The 19,866-nt window shown below is 62.9% G+C and carries 18 protein-coding genes; 13 read left to right on the forward strand and 5 right to left on the reverse strand.

The window, feature by feature from the left end; genetic code table 11:
* The first annotated feature begins 22 nt into the window (after positions 1–22).
* From GO499_RS14885 to GO499_RS14910, 6 genes are read left to right on the forward strand one after another with little or no spacing between them, the layout of a single operon-like run.
* Positions 23–1,309, forward strand: coding sequence for an acetylornithine deacetylase/succinyl-diaminopimelate desuccinylase family protein (locus GO499_RS14885; protein WP_161862919.1), 1,287 nt, complete (start codon positions 23–25; stop codon positions 1,307–1,309).
* Between the two features lie 57 nt (positions 1,310–1,366).
* Positions 1,367–2,836, forward strand: coding sequence for an ABC transporter substrate-binding protein (locus GO499_RS14890; protein ID WP_161862920.1), 1,470 nt, complete (start codon positions 1,367–1,369; stop codon positions 2,834–2,836).
* A 41-nt stretch (positions 2,837–2,877) separates the two neighbouring features.
* A complete protein-coding gene (locus tag GO499_RS14895; RefSeq protein ID WP_161862921.1) occupies positions 2,878–3,822 on the forward strand; it encodes an ABC transporter permease in 945 nt (314 codons plus the stop codon).
* Positions 3,822–4,634 carry an ABC transporter permease gene (locus GO499_RS14900; RefSeq protein ID WP_431309870.1) on the forward strand — a complete coding sequence of 271 codons (813 nt, stop codon included), beginning with the start codon at positions 3,822–3,824 and terminating at the stop codon, positions 4,632–4,634. The genes GO499_RS14895 and GO499_RS14900 overlap by 1 nt, the downstream gene beginning before the upstream one ends.
* A complete protein-coding gene (locus tag GO499_RS14905; protein ID WP_161862922.1) occupies positions 4,631–6,208 on the forward strand; it encodes an ABC transporter ATP-binding protein in 1,578 nt (525 codons plus the stop codon). The genes GO499_RS14900 and GO499_RS14905 overlap by 4 nt, the downstream gene beginning before the upstream one ends.
* Before the next feature lie 4 nt (positions 6,209–6,212).
* A complete protein-coding gene (locus GO499_RS14910) occupies positions 6,213–7,655 on the forward strand; it encodes an aldehyde dehydrogenase family protein (protein ID WP_161862923.1) in 1,443 nt (480 codons plus the stop codon).
* Here GO499_RS14910 and GO499_RS14915 read toward each other — a convergent pair.
* Positions 7,652–8,152 carry a L,D-transpeptidase family protein gene (locus GO499_RS14915; protein WP_284154760.1) on the reverse strand — a complete coding sequence of 167 codons (501 nt, stop codon included), beginning with the start codon at positions 8,150–8,152 and terminating at the stop codon, positions 7,652–7,654. The genes GO499_RS14910 and GO499_RS14915 overlap by 4 nt on opposite strands.
* Positions 8,149–9,228: a GTP cyclohydrolase II gene (ribA, locus tag GO499_RS14920; protein WP_431309871.1), complete on the reverse strand. Its 1,080-nt coding sequence runs from the start codon at positions 9,226–9,228 to the stop codon at positions 8,149–8,151. The genes GO499_RS14915 and ribA overlap by 4 nt, the downstream gene beginning before the upstream one ends.
* Positions 9,229–9,402: 174 nt before the next feature.
* Here ribA and GO499_RS14925 point away from each other — a divergent pair, with 174 nt between their 5' ends.
* Positions 9,403–10,089: a response regulator transcription factor gene (locus tag GO499_RS14925; protein ID WP_161862925.1), complete on the forward strand. Its 687-nt coding sequence runs from the start codon at positions 9,403–9,405 to the stop codon at positions 10,087–10,089.
* Between the two features lie 71 nt (positions 10,090–10,160).
* Here the strand turns inward: GO499_RS14925 and GO499_RS14930 are convergent, their stop codons facing one another.
* Positions 10,161–10,862 (reverse strand): extensin-like domain-containing protein, encoded by a 702-nt coding sequence (locus GO499_RS14930; RefSeq protein WP_284154761.1) that lies wholly within the window; start codon positions 10,860–10,862, stop codon positions 10,161–10,163.
* Between the two features lie 768 nt (positions 10,863–11,630).
* A complete protein-coding gene (ahcY, locus tag GO499_RS14935; protein WP_161862926.1) occupies positions 11,631–13,025 on the reverse strand; it encodes an adenosylhomocysteinase in 1,395 nt (464 codons plus the stop codon).
* A 154-nt stretch (positions 13,026–13,179) separates the two neighbouring features.
* Between ahcY and GO499_RS14940 the strand changes: the two genes are divergently transcribed.
* The 5 genes from GO499_RS14940 (at position 13,180) to GO499_RS14960 (ending at position 17,136) form a co-directional block, all read left to right on the forward strand.
* Entirely contained in the window at positions 13,180–13,779 is a 600-nt protein-coding gene (locus GO499_RS14940) for an HD domain-containing protein (protein WP_284154762.1), read from the forward strand.
* An 81-nt stretch (positions 13,780–13,860) separates the two neighbouring features.
* Positions 13,861–14,775, forward strand: coding sequence for a thioredoxin (gene trxA / locus GO499_RS14945; RefSeq protein WP_161862927.1), 915 nt, complete (start codon positions 13,861–13,863; stop codon positions 14,773–14,775).
* 129 nt (positions 14,776–14,904) lie between these two features.
* Positions 14,905–15,561, forward strand: a complete 657-nt coding sequence (locus tag GO499_RS14950; RefSeq protein WP_161862928.1) for an LON peptidase substrate-binding domain-containing protein — start codon at positions 14,905–14,907, stop codon at positions 15,559–15,561.
* Positions 15,558–15,758: a Trm112 family protein gene (locus GO499_RS14955; RefSeq protein ID WP_161862929.1), complete on the forward strand. Its 201-nt coding sequence runs from the start codon at positions 15,558–15,560 to the stop codon at positions 15,756–15,758. The genes GO499_RS14950 and GO499_RS14955 overlap by 4 nt, the downstream gene beginning before the upstream one ends.
* A 103-nt stretch (positions 15,759–15,861) precedes the next feature.
* On the forward strand, positions 15,862–17,136 hold the full coding sequence (locus GO499_RS14960) for a calcium-binding protein (RefSeq protein ID WP_161862930.1): 1,275 nt from the start codon (positions 15,862–15,864) through the stop codon (positions 17,134–17,136).
* 6 nt (positions 17,137–17,142) lie between these two features.
* Here GO499_RS14960 and GO499_RS14965 read toward each other — a convergent pair whose 3' ends face one another.
* A complete protein-coding gene (locus GO499_RS14965) occupies positions 17,143–18,405 on the reverse strand; it encodes an FAD-dependent monooxygenase (protein WP_284154763.1) in 1,263 nt (420 codons plus the stop codon).
* 54 nt (positions 18,406–18,459) lie between these two features.
* Here GO499_RS14965 and GO499_RS14970 point away from each other — a divergent pair, with 54 nt between their 5' ends.
* Positions 18,460–19,785 carry an amidase gene (locus GO499_RS14970; protein ID WP_161862931.1) on the forward strand — a complete coding sequence of 442 codons (1,326 nt, stop codon included), beginning with the start codon at positions 18,460–18,462 and terminating at the stop codon, positions 19,783–19,785.
* Positions 19,786–19,866 lie beyond the last annotated feature (81 nt).

Consider the following 19,866-nt stretch of genomic DNA (forward strand, 5'->3'; position numbering starts at 1 on the left):
CCGGCCTCAGCACAGTCCGCCCATGCACTCTGACAAGCTCCGCGCCGAAATCCGCAAACGCGAAGATGACCTCGTCGCCCTGACCCGCGACCTGATCCGCATTCCCACTCTCAACCCGCCGGGCGAGCACTATCGCGATATCTGCGCATTCCTCGAAAAGCGCCTCGCGGCAAGGGGTTTCCAATGCCAGATGATCCGCGCCGAGGGCGCACGTGGCGATAGTTCCCGCTACCCGCGCTGGAACCTGATCGCCCGGCGCGAAGGTCGGCTGCCCGGTGAGACCGTTCATTTCAATTCACACATCGACGTTGTCGAAGTCGGACGCGGGTGGACGGTGGATCCATTCGAGGGATTGGTAAGTGACGGCCGCATTTACGGACGCGGTGCCTGCGACATGAAAGGTGGCCTCGCCGCCTCGATCATCGCCGCCGAAGTGTTCGCCGACATGATCCCGGGGTTCGCCGGTGCCATCGAGATATCTGCCACCGCCGACGAGGAAACCGGCGGTTACGGCGGCGTCGCATACCTTGCCGAACACGGCCACTTCTCCCCAGAACGCGTGCAGCATGTCATCATCCCCGAACCACTCAACAAGGACAGAATCTGCCTCGGCCACCGCGGAGTCTGGTGGGCGGAACTGGAAACCTACGGCGCCATCGGGCATGGTTCGATGCCGTTTCTCGGCGATTGCGCCGTGCGGCACATGGGCGCGGTCATCTCCGAAATGGAAACCAGCCTCTTCCCCGCCCTTGCGGCCAAGACCACCGAGATGCCGGTCGTCCCTCCCGGCGCCCGCCAATCGACGCTCAACATCAATTCCGTCCACGGCGGACAGGAAGAACTGCCAGAGGATTTCACCGGCTTTCCCGCCCCGGTCGTTCCGGACAGCTGCCGCATCGTCATCGACCGCCGTTTCCTTATCGAAGAGAAACTCGACGAAGTTAAACAGGAATTCCGCGACCTTCTGGCGAAAGTCGGGGCGGAACGGCCCAAATTTACCTTTGATCTGCGCGATATGCATGAAGTCCAGCCAACGATGACGGAGCCGGACGCACCCGTCGTCCGCGCCGTCGCCGCCGCCGTGGCCGAAACCCAGGGTGTCACACCCGAGTATGTCGTTTCGCCCGGCACTTACGACCAGAAACACATCGACCGGATCGGCCGAATGAAGAACTGCATCGCCTACGGCCCCGGGATCCTGGATCTGGCGCACCAGCCCGACGAATGGATCGGAATCGAGGACATGCTTGTTTCAACCGAAGTCATGGCCCTCACGCTGCAATCGCTTCTAACGCGGGATGACCATTGACCGAACGCCCCCGCTCGGAAAAACTGTTGCCAACGATAACAGGGGGGCCACCGCGCCATGAAAACCACTTCTCTGACCGCAGCACTCGTGCTCGCCGCGTCATCCACCTTAGCTCAGCAGACCGGGATTACCCTCGGAATGCAGCTCGAACCGCCCCATCTCGATCCCACCGGGGCGGCGGCTGCCGCCATCGACGAAGTGGTTTACGCCAACATCTACGAAGGCCTCACCCGCTTCGGCCCGGATGGGTCTGTCCTGCCCGCCCTTGCCGAAAGCTGGGAAATCTCGGATGACGGGCTCAGCTACACGTTTACCCTACGCTCCGGCGTCACCTTCCACGATGGCGCGGCCTTCACCGCCGACGATGTCGCCTTCAGTCTCGACCGCGCCCGCGCCGAAGACAGCACCAATGCCCAGAAGGCGCTGTTTGCGGCCATCGACGACGTCAACGTCATCGATGACACCACGGTCGAAATCACCTTGCTGGACCCCGATGGCGCACTTCTGTTCAATCTCGCATGGGGCGATGCCATCATCATCGATGACAGCGATGTCGAAACCATCCAGCAGAACCCGATAGGCACCGGTCCCTTCAAGTTCGACAACTGGTATCAGGGCGACCGGATCGAGATTTCCGCCTATCCGGACTACTGGGGCGAACCGGCAAAGCTGACGCAGGCCACTTTCAAATTCATCTCCGATCCCACTGCCGCCTTCGCCGCGCTGATGGCCGGTGACATAGATGCCTTCCCCGTCTTCCCCGCGCCGGAAAACCTGCCCCAGTTTGAAGCGGATCCGCGCTTCTCGGTCATCGTCGGCTCGACTGAAGGCGAGACAATCCTCGCCATGAACAACCAGAATGGTCCACTGGCCGACGTGAAGGTGCGAGAGGCCATTGCCCATGCCATCGACCGCCAGGCGATAATAGACGGCGCGATGTTCGGCTACGGCACCCCGATCGGCACCCATTTCGCACCACATCACCCGGCTTACATAGATCTGACCGACCTGTCGGAATACGATCCGGAGAAATCCAAGGCCCTGTTGGCGGAAGCAGGCTATCCCGACGGTTTCTCAACCACCCTCAAGCTGCCGCCTCCCTCCTACGCCCGCCGTGGCGGCGAGATTGTCGCCTCTCAGCTCCGCGCTGTAGGCATCGAGACCGAAATCACCAACCTCGAATGGGCTCAATGGCTGGAGGAAGTTTTCCGAGGCAAGGATTTCGGGCTGACGATCGTCAGCCACACCGAACCGATGGATATCGGCATCTACGCCCGGCCCGACTACTACTTCCAATACGATGACCCAGCCGTGCAGGCCCTCGTCGCCGGCCTCGCGGCCGTGACGGATCCGGAGGACCGCTCCGCCATTCTCAAGACGGTGCAGGAAACCATCGCCCGGAACTATGTCAACGCGTACCTCTTCCAATTGGCGAAAACCGGCGTTGCAGACGCTCGCATCAAAGGCCTCTGGGAAAACTCGCCCACGCAGGCTAATGATCTGACGGCTGTCTACTGGGAGGAATGAATCCGGCGGGCAGCGCCGAATACACTGCCCGGGGAACCTGAATGCTGCGATTTGCCCTGAAGCGCCTTGTCTCCCTCGCGGCGGCACTGGTGGCGGCGAGCCTTGTGGTGTTCGTCGCCATCGAGGTGATCCCCGGTGATCCAGCCTCCTATATGCTCGGCATCAACGCCCAGCCGGAGACCGTCGCCGCCCTGCGGGCCCAGCTTGGTCTCGATGCTGGCCCGGTGGAGCGGTATTTCACTTGGGTATCCGGTCTTCTTCAGGGTGATCTGGGCACCTCCTATACCTACCGCACCCCCGTAGCCAACATCGTCGCAGACAGGCTTTGGGTTTCGCTGCCGCTGGCGATTTACGCCCTCACCCTCTCCACCCTCATTGCCTTCCCTGTCGGCATCATAGCCGCCGCCCGCCGCGGGGGCACTGCCGACCTCGGCATCATGGGCGCCACACAGCTCGGCATCGCCATTCCTAACTTCTGGTTCGCGATGATCCTTGTCACCGTCTTCGCCATCAACCTGCGCTGGTTTTCCTCCGGCGGCTTTCCGGGCTGGGATCAAGGGTTTCTCAGCGGCATGAAGGCTCTCACCCTGCCTGCCATTTCGCTGGCGCTACCGCAGGCCAGCATCCTCTCCCGTGTCATGCGCTCGGCCCTTATCGACATGCTCGATCAGGATTTCATGCGTACCGCCCGCGCCAAGGGCCTCACCCGCGGGCAGGCTCTCCGCCGCCACGCACTCCGCAACGCTCTCATCCCTGTCCTCACCATCCTCGGATTGCAATTTTCCTTCCTTCTGGCCGGTGCGATCATCATCGAAAACGTCTTCTACCTCCCCGGTCTCGGGCGCCTGATTTTCCAGGCCATCGCCCAACGCGATCTGATCGTGGTGGAAAGTGTCGTCATGATCCTCGTCTTCGCCGTCATCTTCGTCACCTTCCTCGTCGACCTTGCCTACGCCGCCGTCGATCCGCGGCTGAGGGCCTCCTGATGCGCAGCCTCCTGATCGGCGTCATCCTCGCCGGCACGTTTCTAGCCGCAGCCCTCGTCTCGCTGGTCTGGACGCCCTTCGACGTCACGGCCCTCGACATCGGCGCAAAACTCCAGAAATCCTCCTCGATCCACTGGTTTGGTACCGATCATTTCGGACGCGATCTCTTTTCGATGATCATGGTCGGCGCGCGCATCTCGCTGGCCGTCGCCCTCGTTGCCGTCGGCATCGGCATGGGCCTCGGCGTGCCCCTCGGCCTTGCCGCCGCCGCGCGCTCCGGCTCCCTGCTTGACGAAGTGATCATGCGCAGCAACGATCTTGTATTCGCCTTTCCGTCGCTGCTTATCGCCATCCTGATCACGGCCATTTTCGGCCCGTCCGCCTTCAACGCCATCGTCGCCATCGGCATCTTCAACATCCCCGTATTCGCCCGGCTCACCCGTGGCGCGGCGCTGGCCCTGTGGAAGCAGGATTACATCCTCGCCGCCCGGGTCGCCGGCAAGGGCCCGGCCCGTATCAGCGTGGAGCATATCCTGCCCAACATTGCCAACCTGCTGATCGTTCAGGGCACCATCCAGTTCTCCCTCGGCATCCTCGCCGAAGCGGGTCTCTCCTACGTGGGCCTTGGCGCTCAGCCGCCGACGCCAAGCTGGGGCCGGATGCTGGCCGAAAGCCAGACGATGATTTCTTTCGCCCCGCACCTCGCGCTTTATCCCGGCCTCGCCATCATCCTCACCGTGCTCGGTCTCAACCTCATGGGCGACGGCTTGCGCGACCTGACGGACCCGCGACTGCGGAGGATGCGGCAATGAGCCTGCTCTCGGTCCGCGACCTGAATCTTGCCATCCACGGCACCCCGATCCTGAGGGGTGTGTCTCTCGAACTCGAAGAGGGACAGATTCTCGGCCTGATCGGCGAAAGTGGCTCCGGCAAATCCATGAGCGCGCTTTCCATTCTCCGCCTCCTGCCCGGCGGCTCGGAGCTTTCCGGCGAAATCACCTTCGCAGGGGAAAGCCTGCCCGCCAAAACGGAAGCAGAGATGTGCACACTTCGCGGCGGTCAGATCGGCATGGTTTTTCAGGAGCCGATGACAGCTCTGAATCCTGTCCAGACCATCGGCGATCAGGTCGCCGAAGCCATCGCCATCCACAAGCGCCTGTCCCGCAGCGAGGCGCTGGCCGAAGCACGCAGGGTGCTGGACCGCGTCGAACTCCCTGCCGATGAATTCCCGCTCACCCGCTACCCGCACCAGCTTTCCGGTGGCCAGCGCCAGCGTGTCGTCATCGCAATCGCCATCGCCTGTGGCCCGCGCCTTCTCATCGCTGATGAGCCGACAACAGCGCTCGACGTCACGACACAAGCGGAGATCCTTCGCCTCATCCGCCGCCTCGTGGCCGAGGACAACATGGGCGCAATCTTTGTAACCCACGATCTCGCCGTTGTCTCCGATCTCGCAGACGACATCGCCATCATGCGCCAGGGTGAGGTTGTCGAGACGGGACCCACCCGCCGAATCCTCGCCGAAGCCCGCCACCCGTACACAGCGGCGCTGCTTGCCGCCTCCTCCCATGCACCGGAGCGCCGCACCGCTGCACCGGATGCGCCACTGCTGGATATCCGCGATTTGACCGTCACCTATCCGGGCCGCAGACGCAGTCTATTCGCCCGGCAGGAGCCAAAGGTGGCGGTCAACAACGTCAGCTTTACCCTGCAGCGCGGCGAGAGCCTTGGCCTTGTCGGCGAATCCGGCTGCGGCAAGTCCACCCTCGCCCGCACCATTCTCGGCCTGATCGCGCCGAATTCCGGTTCCATTTCGATCAGCGGCACGACCGTCCCGGAAGGCCCCATGCCCAGTTCCATGCGCGCAACCATGCAGGTCGTGTTTCAGGATCCGTTCAGTTCGTTCAACCCCCGCCACAAGGTCGCCCGCCTTGTCACCGAACCTTTCCACCTTCTGTCTTCACCTCCCCGTGGTGCGGCCCGGCAGGAAGCCATCGCCGACGCCCTCACCTCCGTCGGCCTATCTCCCGCCGATGCCGACAAGTACATCCACGAATTTTCCGGCGGTCAGCGCCAGCGCATCGCCATCGCCCGCGCGCTTATCACCCGTCCGAAGCTCATCCTGCTCGACGAAGCTGTCTCCGCGCTCGACGTCTCGATCCGCGCCCAGATACTGGATCTCCTCGCAAATCTGGCGGAGATTCACGGCCTTTCCTACCTGTTCATCAGCCACGACCTTCACGTCGTCCGCGCAATCACCGATCGGGTAATGGTGATGCGTCAGGGCAGGATCGTGGAGATGGGGGCGACCGATCAGGTCATGCAATCACCTGGCCACCCCTACACAAAAACCTTGCTCGCCGCGACGCCGATGCTCACAGTCTGAGCCCATGGAACAGCTCTGGTTCGACCCTTCCGAATACCTCTGTGGCGGCCGATGGTCCCGTGCCGCGCAAACCCTGACGCTGGAGGATCCTTCCACCGCCGAGCCACTTGCCCGGATCGCCCGCTGTGGCCCGCCCGAAGTCGATGCCGCGGTTGCCGCCGCCCGCGCCGCGCTGCAAGGCGACTGGGGCCGGATGAGCGCGGCGGAACGGGGCCGGTGTCTTTCCCGCCTCGGCACCCTCGTCGAAGCGCGGATCGAGGCACTCGCCCATATCGAGGCCCGAGACGTCGGCAAACCGCTCACGCAAGCCCGCGCCGATGCCCGCGCTCTCGCTCGCTACATGGAATTCTACGGCGGTGCGGCGGACAAGGTGACTGGCGAAACCATTCCATACCTCGACGGCTACACGGTCTACACGCTGAGGGAGCCTCATGGCGTAACCGGTCATATCGTGCCGTGGAACTATCCAATGCAGATCATCGGCCGTTCCGTCGGTGCCGCACTTGCCATGGGCAACGCCTGCGTCCTCAAACCCGCGGAGGAAGCCTGCCTGACAGCGCTCGCCTTCGCCCGGCTCGCAGAGGAAGCAGGCCTGCCGCCGGGTGCGCTCAACGTCGTTCCCGGCACCGGGGCAGAGGCCGGCGCGCACCTCTCTGCCCATCCGGGCGTCGACCACATCTCCTTCACCGGCTCCGTTGCAACCGGCCAGCGCATTCAGGCGGCTGCCGCCGGCAACATCACGCCCGTCACCCTCGAACTCGGTGGCAAGTCTCCCCAGTTGGTCTTCGCCGACGCAGACCTCGATGCCGCGCTGCCCTTCCTCGTCAACGCCGGCATCCAGAACGCCGGCCAAACCTGCTCCGCCGCCTCACGCATCCTTGTGGAGCGCAGCGTCTACCCGGAAGTCCGCGCGCGGATGGCAGAGGCCTACACGGCCCTATCTGTCGGACCGGCTCTGAGCGACCTCTCTCTCGGGCCCGTCATCTCGGAACGCCAGAAATCCGTCATCGACGGCTTCCTCGCCCAGGCACAGCCTGAAAATATCGTCGCCCACGGCCAGTTTGCACCAAATCTACCCGGCGGCCACTACGTCCGGCCGACCCTGCTGGAAGGCATCGCCCCCGACACGCCCCTCGCGCAGCAGGAGATTTTCGGTCCAGTCCAGATCCTTCTGCCGTTCGAGGGCGAGGCGGAGGCTGTCGCCATCGCCAACGGCACCCGCTACGGTCTCGTTGCCGGCGTATGGACAGCCAACGGCAGCCGTCAGATGCGGCTGGCCAAAACGCTCCGTGCCGGTCAGGTCTTTCTGAACAACTACGGCGCCGGTGGTGGCGTCGAACTGCCCTTCGGCGGGATCGGGCACTCGGGTCACGGGCGTGAAAAGGGGTTCGAGGCGCTTTATGGCTTTTCGGTCCTCAAAACCGTTGCCGCGCTCCATGGCATCTAACGGATAATCACCCGGCTGTCCGACTGCCAACGCCGCACAATCCAGAGAAGATCCGCAAGCCGGAACGCCACGCACCCCTCCGTCGGATGTCGTGCCTTGCGCCAGACATGCAGAAATATTGCACTCCCCGCGCCTTTCTTTGCTTCCGGCCAGTTGTAATCCGTCATCAGCACAAGGTCGTACAAAGGATCTGCACGCGCCAGCCGCTCACAGGAAAACCCCCGCGGCCAGCGCACCAGGTGGTTGTAAGCGTCGTCGCGCACATCGTCGGACCAGCAATCCTGCGGCCCAATCGGCCGCAGCCAGCCGGGCATCTCCGCCCGGGTAAGCCGGTCCGCCCGATACATGCCGCCGACCACCCGATGGCATCCGCGGGGGCTGCCTCCATCACCCTCCCTCTTTGCAGAAACAACACCGCCCTTGCCGATCGCGCAGGGCAGGCTCCGCCCCATGAACCTCGCCCCCCACCGGCCCACCACCAGATCGGCTGGCGTCACAGCAGATGCCCGGATTTCGCGGCCTTGGTCGCCAGATACGCAGCATTTTCGGCCCGCAGTCCCACCTTCAGCGGCACCCGCTCCACAACCGCGATACCATTGGCCTGCATCCGCTCCACCTTAGCCGGATTGTTGGTCATCAGCCGTACCGAAACCATACCCAGCTTCTTCAGGATCTCCGCGCCAATTCTGAAGTCGCGCTCATCGTCCTCAAAACCCAGTCGGTGATTGGCTTCGACGGTATCAAATCCCTGATCCTGCAACGAGTAGGCCCGCATCTTGTTGGCCAGCCCGATGCCACGCCCTTCCTGGTTGAGATACAGCAGAATACCCGCGCCTTCCGCCCCCATCTGCGCCAGCGCCGCCGCGAGTTGCGCCCCGCAATCGCATTTCAGTGATCCCAGCACATCGCCCGTGAAACAGGCCGAGTGCAGGCGCGTCAGAACAGGCGCCGCGCGATCCGGTGTTCCGATCTCGACGACGTAATGCTCCTCGCCACCGTCCTCAGGCCGGAACACATGCACCCTCCCGGCGCTGGAGACGGCAAGTGGCACTCGTGCCGCCGCCACCGAATGCAACACAGGCGCCAGCGGGGCCACCAGCCCGGCATCGAGCAATGTCAGATCATTCGCCGCCGCCAGCGCCGCGCCCTCGGTCAGCGGCACAACCACCGCAGCCGGAATCAGATGCGCCGACTTGCACAGCGAAATCGCAGCCCGGTGCAACCCGGCATTGCCATCCCTCAGGCTCAGGAACGGTCCCTTCATCGGCGTATCGAGGTCCGTTGCCGGCTCCGCCACCGCCCGTATCCAATGGCAGTCCGCAGTTTCAGGCACGGCGATACGGGCAATGTCGCCGTCATAGGCCCGCGCCCGCAACGTCTCCGCCCGGTGTCGCGTCAGCGCCATTTCCGGCACACCCACCTGCCGCAGGTCGGCCAGCCTCTCGGGTCGCAGCACCTCCGCCGCCTGTATCACCGCAAAGGCATCGTCCGCCCGCAAAACAACGGCGGCGCCCATGCGCAGATCACTCCGCGCCCGCGCAACCCGTTCGGCATCTGTAAGAAACAGCCCCAACTGCTGACACTCCCGTGATCCAATCCTTCAAAGCATTTCAATCCTATATCCCGGCATCCGCCAAATTGAAACAAAGGCAACCCGCCACACACTTGACCGTGAAATATCACCCCCGACCTTGTCCTTCACGATCTCGGGACCCATTTTCACGTTAATGGAACGACGGGCAGGATCATGAGCAATCTGAAAAAAATATTGATGGTCGATGATGATGAAGACCTGCGCGAGGCGCTGGCAGATCAACTCGTCCTGACAGAAGAATTCGATGTTTTCGAAGCCGAGGACGGGGGCACCGGCCTCGAACGCGCCAAGGAAGGTCATTACGACCTTATCATTCTCGATGTCGGCCTGCCGGACATGGATGGGCGCGAACTCTGCCGCCTGATGCGCAAGGGCGGTGTCAAATGTCCAGTCCTCATGCTCACCGGTCATAACACGGATGCCGACACGATCCTCGGTCTCGATGCCGGCGCCAACGATTACGTAGCCAAGCCGTTCAAATTCCCGGTTTTGCTCGCACGCATCCGCGCGCAATTGCGCCAGCACGAACAGTCCGAGGATGCCGTTTTCAACGTTGGACCATACACCTTCAAACCGGCATCGAAGATGCTGGTCGATGAGGACGAAAAGAAAATCCGTCTGACTGAGAAGGAAACCAATATTCTCAAGTTCCTTTACCGTGCCGAAAGCGGGGTCGTTGCGCGCGATACGCTTCTCCACGAGGTCTGGGGCTACAACGCCGGGGTCACGACACACACGCTTGAGACCCACATCTACCGCCTCCGTCAGAAGATTGAGCCCGATCCTTCCAATGCACGGATTCTGGTAACCGAGAGCGGCGGCTACCGCCTCTCCGTCTGAAATCCCTCCGCGCCGGGGTTATGGCGCGACCTCCCTGTTGGACTTGGCCCGGGCTCTGCCCGGGCCTTTTTTTACCGGCAGGCTGGCCAGCGTCCTTGGGCGAAATGGAAATGATCGGCGTGCAAGGCATTGTAATCGGGTGAAAGCACAGTCCGGAAATAGGTGCAGGCATCGTCCCGGATCTGCCGCCAGAACGCCTGCTCCGCCAGTGACGCTTCCCACCCCTGCAACATCGAAAGGGCCCGGCCATCATCCAGCCGGAAACCGGCTACGTCGATCGCCGAGGCCGTGGCATGCGCGCTCATCCGGGTGGAGGTTCCACTGCTTGTCCGCATCCTTCGGCAGGAAAAGCTGCCGAAATGCCGTGCCTCGGCCACATCACTGCCCAGCCACTCCCGCGCCGACGGCTGCACGGAATGGCGCATCCACATTCCCAGCCGCAATGCCATCTCACATCGCGTCTCCAGCGGTGCCGTCCGCGCATCGGCGACCCGTGTCAGCCGCGCTCGTTGCCGTATATGGCATTCTGCCGAGTCTTCTCGGTCGTCCAGCCAAACCTGTTCCGTTTCTTCGAGCGATTCCAGCGCTGCCCGGCACAGTTGCGGGCTGCGTGCCGTACGCGCCAGTTTCATCGGGGTCATCAGTGTCGGGGCCGCGTTCGGATCCAGCGGCGCGAACGGATTCCACCTCTCGTCCTGCATCGCCGCCACTCCCACAACGGTCAGCGCCGCTACCACAGCGAGACTAGCCAACCGCGACAGGTCACGCGCCACGGTCCCCTTACGCCTGGGCTTGGACTTCTTCTCCGGCCGCTTGTTTCTGAGAGATGGGGGGGGCATCCGCTCCGGCTTGCTGGTTGTTATCGTCCAAAGCATGGCTTGTCAGACGGGCGACGACCAGACGTTTCCGCCCCACCTGTCGCGGATGTGAACCCCTTTGCTGATGCGGAGGATTGCACGCAACGAACCGAGAGCCCCCCGCAATCCTGAAAGCAACGCATGATGGCCCAACGCTGGCGTCTCCTTGCCCCGGCAGCCGCCAGCGCTCCGGCCTTCTGACAGCATCACACCTCACCGGTGTCGCGGACACGTCGCATCGATAACTGGCTGCCATGTTATCGTGAGGCGGGAAACATTCCCCTCTGCCTGCTTCCCGCACTCCGATAACCCAGCCCCGGATCTGGAGTGCGCCACCCACGTACGCAGTGCTCCTCGCTCCGGTATTTTCCGAATAACCGCGCAGGCCACCCACGCACCCGAACGGGCTTTTTACATGCAAAAATTCGGAAAGCGCGTCCTGCGGCTGGTGGCTTCAGAAACCGGCCTCGGAGCCCATGAATCTGCCTGCCATCTTCTGTGAGAGCCGGTTGTTCTAACCTGCCCACGCCGGTTCTATGCCGCAGATCGGCACGAAATGCAAAGACCGTTTATAGGCAATTCTACCTTTAACCATCTGGAAACCAAAGAAAATGGCGCCTCACGGATGTGTGGGCGCCATTCCATGTTTCGCTGCAGGCCGCACCACGCGACCTCCGCGGAGTATCAATAGCGGTAGTGCTCCGGCTTGAACGGTCCTTCCATCGTCACGCCGATATAGTCCGCCTGTTCCGGGCTCAATTCCGTCAGCTTCACGCCGATCCGCCCCAGATGCAGCCGCGCCACCTTCTCGTCGAGATGCTTCGGCAGGATATGCACATCGTTGGTGTAGCTATCGCCTCTCGTCCAAAGTTCGATCTGCGCCAGCACCTGATTGGTGAAGCTTGCCGACATCACGAAGGAGGGGTGCCCGGTCGCATTGCCGAGGTTCAGCAGGCGCCCCTGCGACAACAGGATGATCCGGCTACCCGAAGGCATCTCGATCATGTCCACCTGGTCCTTGATGTTGGTCCACTTGTGGTTTTTCAGTGCCGCGACCTGGATCTCATTGTCGAAATGGCCGATGTTGCCGACGATCGCCATATCCTTCATCTCGCGCATATGCTCGATGCGGATGACATCGCGGTTGCCGGTGGTCGTTATGAAAATGTCCGCCGATGATACCGCGTCTTCCAGCGTCACAACCTCGAACCCGTCCATCGCCGCCTGGAGGGCGCAGATCGGGTCGATCTCCGTCACTTTTACCCGTGCGCCGGCACCGCGCAGCGACGCGGCCGAACCCTTGCCGACATCGCCATAACCGCAGACAACAGCCGTCTTGCCCGCCATCATGGTGTCGGTAGCCCGTCGAATGCCGTCGACAAGGCTTTCCTTGCAGCCATACTTGTTGTCGAACTTCGACTTTGTGACGCTGTCGTTCACGTTGATCGCGGGGAAAGGCAACTGCCCTTCCTCCACCATCTTGTAGAGCCTGTGCACACCCGTCGTCGTCTCCTCGGAAACACCCTTGAGCGCCGCCCTCTGCTCGGCGAACCAGCCCGGCTTCTCCGCCATCCGTTTGCGGATCTGCGCGAACAGCGCCACCTCTTCCTCGGACTGCGGGTTGTCGATCAGGCCGGTTTCACCGGCTTCCACGCGCGCTCCGAGCAGGATGTAAAGCGTCGCGTCGCCGCCGTCATCGAGGATCAGGTTGGCCGTACCTTCGGCGAAGTCGAAGATCTTGTCGGCATAGTCCCAGTACTCTTCCAGCGTTTCGCCCTTGATGGCGAAAACCGGTGTTCCCCCTGCGGCAATCGCCGCCGCGGCGTGATCCTGGGTGGAAAAGATGTTGCACGAGGCCCAGCGTACTTCCGCACCAAGGGCCGTCAGTGTCTCGATCAGCACAGCTGTCTGGATAGTCATGTGCAGGGAGCCCGCAATCCGTGCACCCTTCAGCGGCTGCGCAGCGCCAAATTCATCCCGCAGCGCCATCAGCCCCGGCATCTCGGTCTCGGCGATATCCAGTTCCTTGCGGCCGAATTCGGCGAGAGAAATATCCTTGACGATGTAGTCTTCAGGCATGGTGCAATTCCTTTGCAGGCAGAAGTTGAGCGGCAGATAGCATTCCGGGCAGGCATCGGCAATGCGACAGGCCGCACAAGCGGCCAAACCTCTTGAGAAAGTGTTTAACCCGGCAGAGCACCATGCTAAGCGCGGCGCGGCAAACACTCGGAAGATGATCATGACCCAACGCGCGTGGCAACGCATGCTCTCCGGCCGCCGGCTCGATCTGCTCGATCCCGCCCCGCTCGACATCGAGATCGAGGATATCGCCCACGGCCTCGCCTTCGTTGCCCGCTGGAACGGCCAGACGATCGGTGAGTATCCTTATTCCGTTGCCGAACACTCGATCCTCGTCGAGGATCTCTTCGCCCGCATCGCCCCGAAGGCCCCGCCGCGCTGGCGCATGGCCGCGCTTTTGCACGACGCCCCGGAATACGTCATCGGCGACATGATCTCACCGGTAAAGGCCGCCGTTGGCCCCGCCTACAAGGCCATGGACATACGTCTTGCCGCCGCCGTCCACATCCGCTTCGGCCTGCCCGCAGAAATTCCTGTTTCGGTCAAGAAACAGATCAAGCGCGCAGACAGGATCAGCGCCTGGCACGAGGCGGTGCAGATTGCGGGCTTCGCGGAAGCTGAAGCCAACAGGCTCTTCGGTGCACCCCGGTTTGCCGATGGTGACACACTCCGCCTCAATCCCCGCCCGCCAATGCAGGTGAAGCGCGACTTCCTGGCCCGTTTCCATGCGTTGGAGGCGATGATGCGTCGCTGAATACTCCCTGCCCCCTGCGGCACTGGCGTCCGCACGCTCGGCATCCTATATGGATCTCAGACAAGACACAGAGGAAACCCCATGTTGGAATTCGGTCAGAACACAGCTGCCGCCCCCTCGGACGACCTGATCAAGGAAACAACCGAGGCCACCTTCATGGCCGATGTGGTCGAAGCTTCGATGGAGGTTCCGGTCATCGTCGATTTCTGGGCCCCGTGGTGCGGCCCCTGCAAGACCCTCGGCCCTGCTCTTGAAGAGGCGGTAAAGGCTGCGAAAGGCAAGGTGAAGATGGTCAAGGTCGATGTCGACCAGAACCAGCAGATCGCTGCTCAGATGCGTGTCCAGTCAATCCCTGCCGTCTTCGGCTTCGTTGGTGGTCAGCCTGTCGACGGATTCATGGGCGCGCAGCCCGCGAGTGAGATCAGGAATTTCATCGACAAGCTGGTGCAGATGAGCCCCGCCGGTGACGGCGGCCTTGCCGAGGCAATTACCGCCGCCGAGGAAATGCTGTCCGAAGGTGCGGTGGCCGACGCCGCCCAGACCTTTGCCGCCATACTTGGCGAGGAGCCTGAAAACGCCGCCAGCCTTGCCGGTCTCGCCCGCTGCCACATCGCCATGAACGATGCCGTTCAGGCCCGCGCCCTGCTCGACAGCGCGTCAGACAAGATGCGCAGCGACCCTGCGGTTACCGCCGTCTACGCTGAACTGGATCTTGCCGAGAGTGCCGCCGAAGCCGGTGAAGTGACCGAGCTGAAGGCGAAGGTCGAAGCCGATCCGGAAGATCTGCAGGCAAGGCTCGACCTCGCCATGGCCCAGATCGGATCGAAGGATCACGAGAGCGCCGTTGACACGCTGCTCGCGCTCTTCGCAAAGGATAGGGAATGGAACGAGGAGGCTGCCAAGACCCAGCTCTTCAAACTATTCGACATGCTCGGCCCGAAAGACCCCCTCGCTCAGAAGGGCCGCCGCCGCCTTTCCTCGATGATCTTCGCCTGACACCCTCCGTTTACGGTCGGCTCAGGGCAGATCGACGTCCCCAATCGGACCACAGCGTTCCACCGCGAAAAAACGATTAGAAAAAAACATCAGCCGCAATAGGTAAAGGCCAAAGGGGAAAGGCTTTTCATGGTGAAGTCATTCACGCTGGCGGACCTGCCCGCGACCATACCTGTATTCCCGCTGCCCGGGGCGCTCTTGCTGCCCCGTTCCCGGCTACCGCTCAACATCTTCGAGCCGCGATACCTCGCAATGCTCGAAGATGCACTGAAAACGCCGGAACGGTTGATCGGAATGGTGCAGCCTATCCAGGTGCCGGAGGGGCAGGGAAACAGCCGCCTCCACCAGATCGGCTGCGCCGGGCGCGTCACCGGCTTTCAGGAAACCGAGGACGGGCGCTACATGATTACCCTCACCGGTGTCAGCCGTTTCCGCCTTGGTGCAAAGAAAGAGGGCTTCACGCCCTACTTACGGGCCGACGTCAACTGGACGAGCTTTGAGCGGGATCTCGGCAAGGCTGAGTTCGACGATGGCTTCGACCGCCCCGCATTTCTTTCGGTGCTTCAGCGGTTCTTCGAGACGGCGCAGCTGCAGTCGGATTGGGACAACCTGCGGGAGGCGGACGAGGAACTGCTGATCAACTCCCTTTCCATGCTCTGTCCATTCGATCCGGAAGAGAAACAGGCGCTGCTGGAGGCACCCACGCTGGAAACCCGCCGCGAAACCCTCGTCACCCTGATGGAGTTCGCCCTGCGCGGCGGCGATGAGGAAGGAGCCCTGCAATGACGGACGAACCCCATTCCCGAGGCCTGAAGGTGGATCGCAAGCTGCTCGACAGCCTCGTCTGCCCCGTCACCCGCGGCATGCTCACCTTCAATTCCGATGCGCAGGAACTCGTCTCCAAAGGTGCAGGCCTCGCGTACCCGATCCGCAACGGCATCCCGGTCATGCTGGTGGACGAGGCCCGCAGGCTGGAAGACTGAGCAGGAAGCCTGCCGGATGTGGCATTTTTCATAGTGCTCTTGCCGTTTCGGAGTACGCTGTAGTGGATCATTTCACCAGCGTTCCGGAAAGTGAGGAAAGCACATGCCCATTACGCCCATTCCCGCATCATCGGACTTCGGTTTTGCAACCGCCAGCAACCAGACATGGCTGTTGCCCGTCGGCCAGTCTCTGACCGGCACGGACTCGGTCTTCTACGGTTTTACATTCAGCTCTTGGTTCGATGGCACCCTGATCGTCGCCGGCACGATCGACGTGGCCGACCGCGGCATCGATTCTCCGGCCGAATTCGCCCTCAACAGCCATCATGTGATCGTGGAGAGTACCGGGACCGTCACCGGTGGTCAGGAAGGCATGTATCTGAACTACTTCGAAATAGCGGTCCAGAACTTCGGCACGATCACCGGCACGGCTGCAGAAGCCATCGTCTTCAACGGACCCGGTTCGAGCCTGTTTAATGCGGGCACAATTACCTCCGTCAGTGCCGACGCCATTGCCGTCGCCAGCGACGACACCATCATCGCCAACTCCGGCACAATCATCAGCACTGCGGTGGCGATCTCTGTCGATTCCGGTTCCACCGGCGCCACGATTACCAATGCCGGCACAATCACCGGCGGAACCGACGCCATTGTCTTCGCCGACAACGCCACCGGCAACAGCCTCATCAATTCCGGCACGATCAGCGCCACCTCAGGCCCCCGCGCTATGCAGGGCGGTGACAGCGCGAATGTCGTGGTAAACACAGGCACGCTCGTCGGAAATGTCTCTCTCGACGGTGGCAACGACCTCTACGATGGCTCCGGCGGTGGTACGGTAACCGGTACGGTTTTCGGTGGCCACGGCAGAGATACGATTCTCGGCGGCGCACAGGCGGACACGCTCAACGGCGGCGGCGGGGCCGATACCGTCTCAGGCGGCGCGGGTAATGATATCGTCATTGGCTCCGGCGGTAACGATTTCCTTCAGGGCGGCAACGGCAATGACGACGTCCGTGCCGGCGGCGGCAACGATATCCTCTCCGGCGGCGCAGGAAGGGACACGTTGAAGGGCTTCGGCGGCGACGACGTCCTCGATGGCGGTCAAGGCGATGACTTCCTCGTCAGTGGCATCGGCTCCGATGTCTTCGTCTTCGGCCTCAACGCCGGCTCGGACCGGATTGCCGATTTCGACCTCCAACTGGACCGGATAGACCTCACGGCCTACGGCATCGTCAGCTTCGCGGCCTTGTCTTCGTCCATCGGCGGCAATGCCGGCACGGGCCACGCAACCATCGATCTCACTGCTCTCGGAGGCAACGGCCTGCTGACCATCAATGATGCCTTCGGCGCGCTCACGTCCGGCGATTTCATCCTCTGAGACCGATCAGATAGGCCGCCCCTGCAACAGGCGCGGCAAATCTCCTGTAAGTCCCGCCGCTTCACGGATCAGGTGGCGGCGCAGTGTCGGCGCGGCATTGATCGCGCCAAGCGCCAGGTCGCGGCCGAGACGCATCAGCGGATTGTCGTTGCTGAAAACCCTGTTGATTCCGTCCGTCGCCATTGCCAGCGCCGCGATGTCGAAGCCGCGCCACCGTCGGTAGCGCTCCAGCACCGGCTTCGCGCCGATATCCTCACCGCGCCTCCTTGCCTCGATCAGCACCTCGGCCAGCGCGGCGACATCCCTCAGTCCAAGGTTCAGCCCCTGTCCCGCAAGCGGGTGAATTCCGTGTGCCGCATCGCCGGTCAGAGCCACCCGCTCCGCGATCAGGCTTTGTGCCAGCGACAGTCCAAGCGGATAGGAGTACCGGTCACCGGCCAGCGAGATTTCCCCAAGGTGCGCACCGAAACGTGGCCGCAGCGCCTCCAGAAACGCTTGGTCATCCAGTACCATGCACGCCTGCGCCTGAACTGTGCGTTCGGTCCAGACGATGCTGCTGCGGTTGCCCGGCAGCGGCAGGATCGCCAGCGGGCCCTCCGGCATGAAGAACTGATGCGCACAGCCGTGATGCGGCTTTTCGTGGGCGATCGCGGCAACCAGGCTCATCTGCCCATAATCCCACTCGGTCCGCCGGATACCCGCCCGCGCCGCCACACTCGAGGCGCGGCCGTCACTGCCCACCAGCAAACGTGCCGTCAGCACCCGCCCGTCCGTCAGCGTCACGCTCACCGCACCAGAAGAAACCGCCTGATCGGCCACCTCCGCCTCCGGTATCAGCGTGATCCGGTCTTCGGCCTGTACCCGCGCCAGCAAGGCGTTGCGCAGGTACCGGTCCTCCAGCAAATGCCCCATCGGCCCCTCGTCGATTTCCCTGTGATCGAAATGCAGAAACAGTGGCGAGGCTCCTTCGCCTGCCCGTCCGTCGCTCACCCTGATATCGAGTATTGGCTCGGCCTCGTCCTGCACGTCCTCCCAGATACCCATTGCCTGCAGCATCCGCCCCGTGGAATGTGCCAGTGCATAGGCCCGCCCGTCGAAGTGCGGCTCGGCCATCACTGCCAGCGAACCGCTGTCCACAAGCGCCACTTGCAAGCCACCTCCGGCCAGCGCCAGCGCCAGTGCTGGTCCGTTCAGGCCGGCTCCGACAATCAGGACATCATGCTCAATTTCCATGCAGATCAGTATGATCCGCGCATTCCGATTGTCCATGCCCGAACGAGGGTCTACCGTCCGCCAGAATGTCACAGGTCAGGAGGGCAAAGGATGGATCTGAAGGCCAGCGCGGCGGAACTCGGTCGGGAAATTGGCAAAGGTCGGATCGACCCTGTCGAACTGACGGAAGCCTTTCTCGAAGCCATCGCCAACCATCCTGACAGCCACCGCATCTACGCCCGCACGATGCCCGAACGTGCCCGCGCAGAAGCGGCCGCCGCCGCCCACCGCGCCAGGAACGGCACCCGAAAGGGTCCGCTCGACGGCGTCCCCGTCAGCTGGAAAGACCTGTTCGACACTGCCGGTGTCGCCACCGAAAGCGGCTCGCTCCTGCTCAAGGGCCGCACGCCCGTGCGTGATGCGGAAGTACTTCGGAACGCGGCCGGCGCCGGTCTCGTCTGCCTCGGCAAGACGCACCAGACCGAACTTGCCTTTTCCGGTCTCGGCATCAACATCCGCACCGCGACACCGCCCAACGCCATCGCCCCTGAACTCGCACCCGGCGGCTCGTCCTCCGGTGCCGCTGTATCCACTGCCCTCGGCCTCGCTGCGGCCGGTATCGGCTCGGATACAGGCGGCTCCGTGCGCATTCCCGCCGTCTGGAACGATCTGGTCGGCCTCAAAACAGCTTCCGGCGATCTGTCCGCCATCGGCACAGTCCCCCTCGCCGCCCGCTTCGACACCGTGGGCCCCCTCTGCCACACGGTCGAGGATGCGGCCCTGCTCTATGCAGTTCTTGCCAACCGTCCGGCAACCGACCTTGCCGGCGCGTCCCTTGCCGGCCTGCGCGTTCTGGCGCTGGAAGGCAACAGCATCAAACCGGTCGATGACGCCCCGGTCGCCGCCTTCGAATCCGCGTTGTCCCGTCTGTCCGCCGCAGGCGTCACCATTGAAACCGCCAGCCTCCCATCGGTCGAGGAAGCCATGCCTCTCGCGGGCGTGCTCTACACCACCGAGGCCTATGCCACATGGCGCACGGAAATCGAGGCGAACCCGGATGCGATGGATCCGCGCGTGCTCGCCCGGTTCCGCGCCGGCGCCCAGCACAGCGGCGCCGATTTCATTGCCGCGTGGCTGAAGCTTGACGCCCTGCGCGCAGATTACCATGCACGGACGGCCGGATTTGATGCAGTTCTCCTGCCCACCGCCCCGATCCTGCCACCCAACGCCCAAAAACTGATCGCCGAGGATGACTATTTCGTCGAAAACAACCTCCTCGCACTCCGCAACACCCGCGTCGGCAGCCTCATGGGCTCCGCCGCGCTGACACTTCCCACCGGCACGCCGCATTGCGGTATCATGGCCCTTGTTCCCCCGGAGCGGACGCGGCTCCTCCTCCGGATCGGTGCGGCGATGGAACGGGCTCTCGCTGCCTGAAGCTGCGCGCATCGCATCCGCCACACCCGCAACCTCCCGGTCAGCCAAGGCTGGACGCCCCGTGCCCGCACCTATAATCTG

The organism is Algicella marina (assembly GCF_009931615.1).
Lineage (GTDB): Bacteria > Pseudomonadota > Alphaproteobacteria > Rhodobacterales > Rhodobacteraceae > Algicella > Algicella marina.

Coding starts and splice junctions, on each gene's coding strand:
- GO499_RS14885 (WP_161862919.1), top strand. CDS start 23: ATGCACTCTGACAAGCTCCGCGCCGAAATCCGCAAACGCGAAGATGAC.
- GO499_RS14890 (WP_161862920.1), top strand. CDS start 1,367: ATGAAAACCACTTCTCTGACCGCAGCACTCGTGCTCGCCGCGTCATCC.
- GO499_RS14895 (WP_161862921.1), top strand. CDS start 2,878: ATGCTGCGATTTGCCCTGAAGCGCCTTGTCTCCCTCGCGGCGGCACTG.
- GO499_RS14900 (WP_431309870.1), top strand. CDS start 3,822: ATGCGCAGCCTCCTGATCGGCGTCATCCTCGCCGGCACGTTTCTAGCC.
- GO499_RS14905 (WP_161862922.1), top strand. CDS start 4,631: ATGAGCCTGCTCTCGGTCCGCGACCTGAATCTTGCCATCCACGGCACC.
- GO499_RS14910 (WP_161862923.1), top strand. CDS start 6,213: ATGGAACAGCTCTGGTTCGACCCTTCCGAATACCTCTGTGGCGGCCGA.
- GO499_RS14925 (WP_161862925.1), top strand. CDS start 9,403: ATGAGCAATCTGAAAAAAATATTGATGGTCGATGATGATGAAGACCTG.
- ahcY (WP_161862926.1), bottom strand. CDS start 13,025: ATGCCTGAAGACTACATCGTCAAGGATATTTCTCTCGCCGAATTCGGC.
- GO499_RS14940 (WP_284154762.1), top strand. CDS start 13,180: ATGATCATGACCCAACGCGCGTGGCAACGCATGCTCTCCGGCCGCCGG.
- trxA (WP_161862927.1), top strand. CDS start 13,861: ATGTTGGAATTCGGTCAGAACACAGCTGCCGCCCCCTCGGACGACCTG.
- GO499_RS14950 (WP_161862928.1), top strand. CDS start 14,905: ATGGTGAAGTCATTCACGCTGGCGGACCTGCCCGCGACCATACCTGTA.
- GO499_RS14955 (WP_161862929.1), top strand. CDS start 15,558: ATGACGGACGAACCCCATTCCCGAGGCCTGAAGGTGGATCGCAAGCTG.
- GO499_RS14960 (WP_161862930.1), top strand. CDS start 15,862: ATGCCCATTACGCCCATTCCCGCATCATCGGACTTCGGTTTTGCAACC.
- GO499_RS14965 (WP_284154763.1), bottom strand. CDS start 18,405: ATGGACAATCGGAATGCGCGGATCATACTGATCTGCATGGAAATTGAG.
- GO499_RS14970 (WP_161862931.1), top strand. CDS start 18,460: ATGGATCTGAAGGCCAGCGCGGCGGAACTCGGTCGGGAAATTGGCAAA.